9 protein-coding genes are annotated in these 10,217 nt (G+C 70.9%); 6 read left to right on the forward strand and 3 right to left on the reverse strand.

The features are described 5' to 3' along the window. Positions 1 to 93: 93 nt before the first annotated feature. Entirely contained in the window at positions 94 to 744 is a 651-nt protein-coding gene (locus tag ACYVKL_RS34555; protein ID WP_213557183.1) for an ACT domain-containing protein, read from the reverse strand. A 244-nt stretch (positions 745 to 988) separates the two neighbouring features. On the opposite strand from ACYVKL_RS34555, the gene gatC reads away from it, so the two are divergent. The 3 genes from gatC (at position 989) to ACYVKL_RS34570 (ending at position 4,880) form a co-directional block, all read left to right on the forward strand. Beyond that, a complete protein-coding gene (gatC, locus tag ACYVKL_RS34560; protein WP_213557182.1) occupies positions 989 to 1,288 on the forward strand; it encodes an Asp-tRNA(Asn)/Glu-tRNA(Gln) amidotransferase subunit GatC in 300 nt (99 codons plus the stop codon). After that, positions 1,285 to 2,754 carry an Asp-tRNA(Asn)/Glu-tRNA(Gln) amidotransferase subunit GatA gene (gene gatA, locus ACYVKL_RS34565; RefSeq protein ID WP_357193345.1) on the forward strand — a complete coding sequence of 490 codons (1,470 nt, stop codon included), beginning with the start codon at positions 1,285 to 1,287 and terminating at the stop codon, positions 2,752 to 2,754. The genes gatC and gatA overlap by 4 nt, the downstream gene beginning before the upstream one ends. 134 nt (positions 2,755 to 2,888) lie before the next feature. After that, a complete protein-coding gene (locus ACYVKL_RS34570; RefSeq protein WP_379166784.1) occupies positions 2,889 to 4,880 on the forward strand; it encodes an ADP-ribosylglycohydrolase family protein in 1,992 nt (663 codons plus the stop codon). On the opposite strand, the gene ACYVKL_RS34575 is transcribed toward ACYVKL_RS34570, so the two are convergent. Together ACYVKL_RS34575 and ACYVKL_RS34580 are read right to left on the reverse strand one after the other, a co-directional pair. Further along, entirely contained in the window at positions 4,841 to 6,277 is a 1,437-nt protein-coding gene (locus ACYVKL_RS34575; RefSeq protein WP_379166782.1) for an alpha/beta-hydrolase family protein, read from the reverse strand. The genes ACYVKL_RS34570 and ACYVKL_RS34575 overlap by 40 nt on opposite strands. Further along, positions 6,274 to 6,930 carry a hypothetical protein gene (locus tag ACYVKL_RS34580; protein WP_379166780.1) on the reverse strand — a complete coding sequence of 219 codons (657 nt, stop codon included), beginning with the start codon at positions 6,928 to 6,930 and terminating at the stop codon, positions 6,274 to 6,276. Before ACYVKL_RS34580 ends, ACYVKL_RS34575 begins: the two co-directional genes overlap by 4 nt. Before the next feature lie 398 nt (positions 6,931 to 7,328). Here ACYVKL_RS34580 and ACYVKL_RS34585 point away from each other — a divergent pair, with 398 nt between their 5' ends. From ACYVKL_RS34585 to ACYVKL_RS34595, 3 genes are all read left to right on the forward strand, one after another. Then, complete coding sequence (locus tag ACYVKL_RS34585; protein ID WP_379166778.1) at positions 7,329 to 8,522, forward strand: sensor histidine kinase; 1,194 nt, start codon at positions 7,329 to 7,331, stop codon at positions 8,520 to 8,522. Between the two features lie 136 nt (positions 8,523 to 8,658). After that, complete coding sequence (locus ACYVKL_RS34590) at positions 8,659 to 9,318, forward strand: response regulator (protein ID WP_213557178.1); 660 nt, start codon at positions 8,659 to 8,661, stop codon at positions 9,316 to 9,318. A gap of 68 nt (positions 9,319 to 9,386) precedes the next feature. After that, positions 9,387 to 10,217, forward strand: an 831-nt coding sequence (locus tag ACYVKL_RS34595) for a serine/threonine-protein kinase (RefSeq protein WP_460773896.1), incomplete at its 3' end; no start/stop codon positions are given.

A 10,217-nucleotide genomic window follows, 5' to 3' on the forward strand; every position in this document is an offset into this window, starting at 1 on the left:
TGCGCGAGCGCGGCTATCCCGGCCCGGCAATACGAAACGCCCCCACCGGAACTCCGGTAGGGGCGTGAAATGCGAGGTGAAAGGGCGTGCGGCTCAGCCCAGCACGCCCGCGATGATGCCGGCCAGGTAGCCCAGTCGAGCCACCTCCGACGGCCGGAAGTCCGGCCCGCCCGGTCGGCCCAGCAGCAGCACCTTGCCGGTGTTGCCGAGCGGCGCGGCGGCCAGCTTGGTGTCCATGTCCTTCCACAGGCCGGGCACCCAGTCGGCGTCGCCGTCGAGGACGGTCGGCTTCTCCAGTGGCATCCACGGCGCGGACGCGGCCTGGGTGGACGGGGCGCTCTGCGAGCCCACCACCCGGTAGGCGCCCTGCGGACCCATGTCGATCACCGTCGACCAGCCGACCCGCAGCACCCGCGGCGCACCGTCGACCAGAACCTGCAACCGATCATCGCGCGCATTGGCGACCTGATCGATGAGTTCGAGCTCGCGGTGGGTGTCGAGGATCCCGGAGTACGGGCGTAGCGAATCCACTTGGACGTCGTGGAGCGACTCGGCGGCGGTGATGAGGGTGTCGGGCAGCGCGCCCGTCGGCACCTCGACCACGATGTCGTCGATCGCGAAACCGTCGCCGCGCTCGACGACATCCAGCGAGAGGATGTCCGCGCCAACCGAACCCAGCGCCAGCGCCAGCGATCCGAGACTCCCTGGGCGATCCGGAAGTTGCACGCGAAGCAGGTATGACACGTGCCTTCCTTTCTTTACTGTGCGTCCGAAACTTTCCGACGGGTACCCGAGTCCCGCAATATTTACACCCTCGAGAGCTTGTTATCGAATCGAACCATTCGGTGTGACCCGGGCCACCTACTCGCGGGTCACACATTGATGGTGCCAGGTCTGGCGCACACCTGCGACCGGTGGCCGCAGAAGACCCACTAGGCTGTCGGATGGCCAATCACCAAGCTCGAACCATGCCGAAAGGGGTCCCGCGGTGCCCGCCATCTCCAGGGACGAGGTAGCCCACCTCGCCCGGCTGTCCCGGCTCGCTTTGACGGACGACGAACTCGATCTGTACGCCGGTCAGCTGGATTCCATCCTGACCCACGTCGCACAGATCTCGCAGGTCGCCGCCGCCGATGTGCCCGCCACCGCATCCCCGAATCCGGAGACCAACGTGACGCGCCCGGATGTGCCGCAGCCGTGCCTGACTCCGGAGCAGGCGCTCGCCATGGCGCCCGCGGTCGAGGAGCAGCGATTCATGGTTCCGCAGATTCTGGGAGAGGGCGCATGACGGACCTGACGAAGCTGTCCGCGGCCGATCTCGCGGACAAGATCCACGCCCGGGAGGTGTCCTCGGTCGAGGTCACCGAGGCGCACATCCGCCGCATCGCCGAGGTCGACGGGGAGATCAACGCCTTCCTGCACGTCGCCGGCGAGCAGGCGCTGGTCACCGCCGCCGAGGTCGACCGCCAGATCGCGGCCGGTACCGTCGCCTCGCCGCTGGCCGGTGTTCCCTTGGCGCTCAAGGACGTTTTCACCACCACCGACATGCCGACCACCTGCGGGTCGAAGATGCTCGAGGGCTGGGTGTCGCCGTACGACGCGACGCTGACCACCAAGCTGCGCGAGGCGGGCATCCCGATCCTCGGCAAGACGAACATGGACGAGTTCGCCATGGGTTCGTCCACCGAGAACTCGGCGTACGGCCCGACCCGCAATCCCTGGGACACCGACCGGATTCCGGGTGGTTCCGGTGGCGGTTCGGCCGCCGCGCTGGCCTCGTACCAGGCGCCGCTGGCCATCGGCACCGACACCGGCGGCTCGATCCGCCAGCCGGCCGCGGTCACCGCGACCGTCGGCACCAAGCCGACCTACGGCACCGTGTCCCGTTTCGGCCTGGTCGCCTGCGCGTCCTCGCTGGATCAGGGTGGCCCGTGTGGTCGCACCGTGCTGGACACCGCGCTGCTGCACGAGGTCATCGCCGGTTACGACCCGCGCGACTCCACCTCCCGCAATGTGCCGGTGCCGCCGGTGGTCGCCGCCGCCCGCGAGGGCGCCAAGGGCGACCTGTCGGGCGTGAAAGTCGGTGTGGTGCGCGAACTTCACTCCGACAGCTACCAGCCGGGCGTGATCGCCTCCTTCGATGCCGCGGTCGCGCAGCTGAAGGAACTGGGCGCCGAGGTGGTCGAGGTGTCGTGCCCGCACTTCGAGTACGCGCTGCCCGCCTACTACCTGATCCTGCCCTCGGAGGTGTCGTCGAACCTGGCGCGCTTCGACGCCATGCGCTACGGCCTGCGCGTCGGCGACGACGGCTCGCACTCGGCCGAGCAGGTCATGTCCATGACGCGTGAGGCCGGGCTGGGCCCGGAGGTCAAGCGCCGCATCATGATCGGCACCTACGCGCTGTCCTCGGGCTACTACGAGGCCTACTACGGTCAGGCCAACAAGGTCCGCAACCTGATCGCGCAGGACTTCGACAAGGCCTACGAGACCGTCGACGTGCTGGTCTCGCCGACCAGCCCGTTCACCCCGTGGAAGCTGGGCGAGAAGGTCAACGACCCGCTGGCCATGTACCTCTCCGACCTGTGCACGCTGCCCACCAACCTGGCCGGGCACTGCGCCATGTCGGTGCCGTCCGGCCTCAGCGCGGACGACGGCCTGCCGGTCGGTCTGCAGATCATGGCTCCGGCCCTGGCCGACGACCGGCTCTACCGGGTCGGCGCGGCGTACGAGGCGGCTCGCGGCCCCATCGCGTGACGGTCTGATCCCGCAAGCGAATTCGGCCCCCGTCGGTGACCACCGGCGGGGGCCGATCCGGCATTGCCTGCGACGCGTCGGTCCGGACCGGTAGGCTGGCAGCGTTTCGGCGTGTGTGAAGGGTTTTCTTGGGGATGTTGCGACGCGGCGAAGTCTTCGCGGGCTACGTGATCGAGCGCGAAGTGGGCCGTGGCGGAATGGGTTCGGTCTACGCGGCCCGTCACCCCCGGCTCCCGCGGCTGATCGCGCTCAAGCTGCTGCATCGGGAGATGTTCGGCGACAACGAGACCCGGGTCCGATTCGAGCGCGAGGCCGACGTCATCGCCCAGCTCGACCACCCCAACATCATCACCGTCTACGACCGCGGCGACGAGGGCGAGCAGCTGTGGATCGCCATGCAATACGTGGACGGCGTCGACGGCGCGTCCATCGACCCCTTCGACCTGCCCCCGGACCGGGCCGTCGAGATCATCGTGCAGACCGCGGCCGCACTGGACTACGCGCACGCGCGCGGCATCCTGCACCGGGATGTGAAGCCCGCCAACCTGCTGCTGTCCCGCACCGGCGGCATCGGCACCGGATTCAGCGAACGAGTGTTGCTGTCCGACTTCGGCATCGCGCGGCTGCTCGACGACACCGCGCACCTCACCCGCACCGGCATGCTCAACGCCACCCTCGCGTACGCCTCGCCGGAACAGCTGACCTCCGCGCCCATGGGCCCGCGTTCGGACCAGTATTCGCTGGCCTGCACCCTGTTCCGGCTCCTCACCGGGCACGGGCCGTTCGATGCCCCGAACATCGCGACCGTCATGCTCGGGCATCTGCAGTCCCCGCCCCCGCCGGTGAGCCGGTTCCGGCCCGAGGTTCCCGCCGAACTGGACGCGGTGCTGCGACGCGCGCTGTCCAAGGATCCGCGCGACCGCTTCGAGACCTGCTACGAATTCGCGCAGACCGCCTGGGAGACGGTGTCCGAACCGGTGTCGCTGGTCCGGCGGCCCCGTAACCATGCGGCCGACCGGCTGCCCCGCGAGGACACCGTGCGCGGCTGCCTGTTCGGCGGCGCCGTCGGTGACGCGCTGGGCGCGCCCATCGAGACCATGCTGCTGCCGAACATCCGGCAGCGCTACGGAAATCAGGGCGTCACCGGGGAGGGCGGCGGATACAAGGGCCGCATCTCCGACGAGACCCAGCTGGCGCTGTTCACCATGGAAGCCCTGATCCGCAGCGCGCGGGTGCGGGAACGCGGCACCGCCGCGGCGGTGGGCATGATCCAGGAGAACCTGCTGGTGTGGCTGCGCGGGCAGGGTCAGGCCGCGGTGCCGGAACAGCCGGTGCCGCTGCGCAGCGGACTCACCGGATACCCGGAGCTGATGACCTATCGCGGGCCCACGCAGACCACCATCTCGGCCATGCTGCGCGCCGCCGCCCGGCAGCGGCCCGGCACCCCGCTGGGTACCCGGGACCATCCGATCAACGACTCCAAAGGCTGCGCGGCCGTGGTGCGGTCCGCGCCCTGTGGTTTCACGCCGTCGCTCGAGCACGCCTTCGAATTGGGCTGCGACGCCGCGGCCCTCACCCACGGCAACCCGAGCGGCTGGCTGCCCGCCGGCGCCTTGGCGGCCACCGTGTACGGGCTGGGCCGGGGCCTGGACGTGCGGACCGCGGTGGAACAGGCGCGCGCGCAACTGATCCGGAACCGGGATCACGAGGAGACCACGCAGGCGCTCGACGCCGCCGTGCGGCTCGCCGACACCGTGGCCTTCCGGGGACGGCCGATGCCGCCGCCCGGACTGCTGGAGCGGCTGGGCAGCGGCGTCATCGGATCGGAGGCCCTGGCGATGGCGGTCTGCGCCGCCGTGTGCGCCGAGAACGTGGGCGGCACACCGGAACAGATGTTCCGCAACGGCGTGCTGCTCGCGGTCAACCACTCCGGTGACAGCGACTCCACCGGGGCCATCTGTGGCGCGCTGCTCGGCGCCCGGCTCGGGACCGACGCCATCCCCGAGGCCTGGCGCACCCGCCTCGACGCCGCGGCCGCCATCGACCGCCTGGTCGCCGACTTCACCCACGAAGTCCGAGACGCCGCTCAGCAGCCGGGCAATACCGTGCCCTGGTCGACGCCGTAGCGGTGGCCGTGACCGGCCGGGGCGTCCAGCGCGCCCAGCAGGTCGGCCGAGGTCTGCAGGAAGCTGATCACCGGAATCCACTGCGGGACCGGCGCGTCCGGGCGGGTGCCGGTGAGATCCGGTGCGCGCCACAGCAGGGACGGCGACCAGCGCACCACCGGGTCGGAAGCATTGGCCAGCACCATCGCCCGCCCGTGCCGCGCCTGCCCCGCCGGCGGGCCCGCCCACAGCGCGCCGCAGGTACGGCGATCCTGATCGGCGTCGTCGGCGAACACGGCACTGCCGCCGAGGGCGCCCAGACTCTGGCCGTAGATGTAGAGCTTCGGCGGCTCCGGCAGCGTCGAAATCCGTTGCTCCACGGCCCGGAACAGGGCCCGCGCCGACTCCTCCGCCGCGGCCCGGCCGAACACGAAGGTGACCCAGCTCGGCGCGTCCGAATACTGCAACCCGACCAACGCGACGTCCCCGCCGAACCGCGCGTCGAGCCCCTTGGCGGCATCGCTGTCGATCCACCCCGACCCGGTCGGCACCGTCACCACCAGATTCCGCCGCTGCAACCCGCCCGTCCGCTCCAGCTCCCGCACCGCCAACGCCACCCGCGCATCCAGATCGGCCGCCGAATTCAACCCCACGTACACCCGCACCGTCCGCGCCGGCGTCCCGGCCACGAACCGCCTGCCCTGTGCACCCAGCGACGGCCAGCTCGCCATCGACACCGGACTCCCCGACCGGGTCGGTGAATCCGGCTGCACCAGCTCCGGATCCACATACGAATTCGCCGCCGCGTACGCACCCCGCCGCCACTCCACCACGGCGGGCACCAGCACCATCTGCCCGGCCACCACCAGCGCCACCGCCGCCGCGATACTCCGCACCCGCCCGAGCCGCCGGACCGCCCACCGCACCCCGCGTGCGATCGCGACCACCACACCCACGATCGGCACCGTCCAGGCCAGCCACTGCACCCAATACCCGGGCCCGATGCCCCCGACCCCCATCGCCGCCCGCAACGTGTTCTGCCAATGCTCGGCGTACCCCATCGCCGCCCCGACCAGCAGCATCGCCGCGACGGCCACCGGCACCCGCGCCCGTGGCATCCGCTCCACTCCGAACCGAGTCCACCGCAACACCATCCGGACAATCGCGGCCAGAGCCAGCCCGATCAGCACCACCACCGAGGTCACGATCGCCTGCGCAGACGGCGTCCGCGGCAACAGGCCGGGGGCCAGCGACACCATCGTCCCGCCCGCGACGGCCGCACTCGTCCCGACCCGCGGTGCGCGAAACTCGGACCAGTTCGACCGAGAACGAACACCGGCAACCGTGGTCGCGACTTCCGTTGCAGGCGCGATCCGATCGCCGACGGCCGGCGCGATGGCGGCATTCGCGCGGGTCATGACGCCACCGCTACGCCGCCGAACTCGGGTACTCGCGCGGCCGGGTCCATCGGCGATCGTCCGGCCCGGCGGCGGGCCAGAACGATTGTCGCGGTCCCGATTCCGGCGGCGATGCCGATGCCCGCGAGCGCGAGGAAGGCCGGGGAGGGGCCCGAGCCGGTGTGTTCGAAGAACGGCTCGTAGACGGGACTGCCGTAGTCCTGGCGGATCGAGTTCAAGTCGACGGCGGTGGCCGCGATGCTCGCCATCACCTGGCATTGCGCGCGGGAGACGGCATTGTCGCGGGACTCGCAGGCCGCGTGCATCCGCTGCTCCAGGGCGGCGTCGACGGACTGGCGGGCCCAGGGGCCCAGCGGCTGCCCGTGTGCCGCCGCGTAGCGCAGCAGGTCGTAGCCGAGGTCGTGGGATTTGCAGGCCAGGTCGAATTCGGCCGGGAGGGGGACGGGGGAGGAGCAGTCGCCCTGCGGGTCGATCAGCATGCCCGCCCGGACCACCGGGTGGTATCCGGCCGACGCGACGAAGTCGCCGGGGATCGCGGTGGGATCCGGCTGGGCGGCAATCGATTCCAGAATGCCGACCGTGGCGGCCGAGCTCTCCGGCACGGCGGGCCCGCTGATCGCCGCGCCCGCGGCGGGCGCGAACGCCACACCCACGGTGCACGCCACCGTGGCAGCGCCCGCGAGTGCGCTGTAGCGGCGTAGCCCGGCAAGGATCGCCCCGCCATCGGAGCCTGGTTCGACGATCCCGGACGCCCGGCCCGGGCCGGGCTCGTCCAGAGGCGCACTCGGGCGGGGGTTTGCCCGGGTCCGGGATGTGTCGGTCGACGACTGCGGGGCGGGGGTGGAACGGGGCGAATTCCTGCGGGAAATCGGGAACGCTCTCATGGGGATCGACGCTAGGAATCGGGCTCCGACCGGGGCGTCAGCCTGTGGGGCGGTTCCGGGATGGACGGGGCGGGGGACAGGCGCGGCGGTGTCGTACCCGGGTAGGGGGTGGGAGATCACTCAGGGGTATGAGGTGCGGGGCGTGCGGAGTCTCTACCGTCGAGGGCATGGGTGGAAAGTTGTCAGGGCAGGCCCGGGTGGCCCGGGCGCGGCAGTGGTTCGACGCGTTCACGGTGTTGCTGGCGGTCGTGTTCATCGCGGTGGCGTGGCCGACGCTGCACTTGACGCACAAGGTGCCGGCGGCGGCCGCGCCGTTCATCGCCGGGTTCGCGGCGTTCCCGATTCTGCTGCTGCGGGTGAATCCGCAACTGGGATGGGCGGTTTCGGCCGGGTCGGCGCTGATGATCACGCTGGCGGTGCCGAACCAGCCGGGGAACACCATCCCGTTCCAGGTGGTGCACATTCTGGTGCTGTTCGCGCTGGTTTTCGCGGTCGCGGTGCGCGCGCCGGTCCGGATCGTGGCGGTGGTGTGGCTGGCGACCTCGCTGTTGTTCGCCACCGCCATGGCCCAGACGGGCGACAGTTTCGCCGAGTCCGGGTTCGGCTGGCCGCTGGCCATCACCGGGCTGGTGGTGTTCGGGCTGCTCATCCGGTGGGTGGTGGTGTCGCGGCAGGCGCTGCTCAAGTCGGAGGAGGAGACCGAGCTGGAGCGGGCCCGGCGCGCGATCCTGGAGGAGAAGGCGCGCATCGCCCGCGACCTGCACGACGTGGTGGCCCACCACATGTCGATGGTGGTGGTGCAGGCGCAGACCGCGCCGTACCGGATCGACGGGCTCTCCGCCGATGCGCGAGCCGAATTCGAGTCCATCGGGACGGGCGCGCGGGCGGCGCTCAACGAGATCCGCGGCATGCTGGGCGTACTGCGCAGCGACGGGCAGCTGCCCGAGCACGCGCCGCAGCCGTCCGCGGCCGATCTGCCGATGCTGCTGGAAGCCGCGCAGCGGGCCGGGGTGCCGCTCACCTGGACCGTCGACGGCGAACTCGGCGCGGTGCCGGAGATGACGGGCTTGGCGCTGTACCGGATCGTGCAGGAGTCGCTGGCCAATGCCTCACGGCACGCGCCGGGTGCGTCGGTGCGGGTGCACATCGGCTGCGCGGAGGAACTCGCGCTGACCGTCGGAAACGAACGCCCGATCGCCGTCCGCACCGGCGACCACTCCGCCGCCGCGGGCAGCGGTATCGCGGGCATGCAGACCCGCGCGGCCGCGGTCGGTGGCGTCCTCACCGCCGGGCCCCGGCCCGACGGCGGTTTCGAAGTCCACGCCCGCCTCCCGCTGAACATCCTCACCCCCATCGCCTGACCGCTGCCGCCCGAGTGGCACACCACGGGATTCCCCCGAGGTGTGCCACTGCGCGAACGGGGGGTGCGAAGTTGGCTCGGTGGGGGCCGTTCTCGGCGGGGCATGGCAAACTCGGTGGCGTGCGTGAGGTGGGACTGTGGCGATAACCGTGTTGATCGCCGACGACCAGGCGATGGTGCGGCAGGGGTTCGGGGCATTGCTGGCCGCGCAGCCCGACATCAGCGTGATCGGTGACGCCGCGGACGGGAAAACCGCTGTGGCCGAAGCGAAACGGCTGCGCCCGGACGTGGTGCTGATGGATGTCCGCATGCCCGAGATGAACGGGCTCGACGCGGCCAAGGTGATCCTCGACGCCGGGTTCGAGCCGCCGGTGCGGGTGCTCATGCTCACCACCTTCGACATCGACGACTACGTCTACGAGGCGCTCGGCATCGGGGCCAGCGGGTTCCTGCTCAAGGACGCGCCCGCGGAGGAGCTGGTGCGCGCGGTGCGCGTGGTGGCCGCCGGTGACGCGCTGCTGGCGCCGACCGTGACGCGCCGCCTGATCGCCGACGTCACCAGCCGCCGCTCCCGGCGGGCGCCCGCGCCGCAGCTGTCGGTGCTCACCCCGCGCGAGCGGGAGGTGCTGGAACTGGTGGCGCGCGGCATGTCCAATGCCGAGATCGCCGAAAGCCTTTTCGTCGCGGAACAAACCGTGAAGACACACGTGTCGAAGGTGTTCACCAAACTGAATCTGCGCGATCGGGCGCAGGCGGTGGTGCTGGCCTACGAATCCGGACTGGTGACACCGGGCTGACCTGCCCCGACAGCGTTTCTGCGGGTAGGCTCACGGACTTGTACGTCACCGGAAGGGGGTCGTGGACAGTGCTGAATGGCGGTGACGTGTTCGCCGGGTTCACGATCGAAAGATTGCTCGGCCAAGGCGGGATGGGGTCGGTGTATCTGGCGCGGCATCCGCGCCTGGGCAAGCTCACGGCCTTGAAGCTGCTGAATCGGGAACTGTACGCGGACAGGGAGATCCGCGCCCGGTTCGAACGCGAAGCGGATCTGGTCGCGCGGCTGGACCACCCCAATATCGTGGAGGTGTACGACCGCGGCACCGAGGACGAGATGCTGTGGATCTCCATGCAGTACGTGGACGGGGTTGACGCCGCGGGCGTCAATGTCGCCACGCTGCCCCCGGAGCGCGCGGTGCAGGTGATCGAGGGCGTGGCCGACGCACTCGACTACGCGCACGGCATGGGGGTGCTGCACCGGGATGTGAAGCCCGCCAACATCATCCTGGCCCGCGCCGTCGGCGGCCACGGCGAACGCGTCTTCCTCACCGACTTCGGCATCGCCCGCCTGCGCGAGGATTCCACCCACCTCACCCAGGCCGGCATGTTCACCGCCACCCTCGCCTACGCCTCCCCGGAACAGATGACCGGCGCCCCCCTCGACCCCACCACCGACCAGTACTCCCTGGCCTGTGCCCTCTACTGGCTGCTCATCGGCATGGGCCCCTTCGATTCCCCCCACCCCGGTGAACTGATCCACGGCCACCTGCAACTCCTGCCGCCCCCGGTCAGCCTCCGCCGCCCCGGCCTCTCACCCGCCATGGACGCCGTCCTCACCAAGGCCATGGCCAAGCGCCCCGCCGACCGCTACCCCACCTGCACCGCCTTGGCAGAAGCCGCCCGCCGCGCCCTCTCCGCC

Source organism: Nocardia tengchongensis (assembly GCF_054781395.1).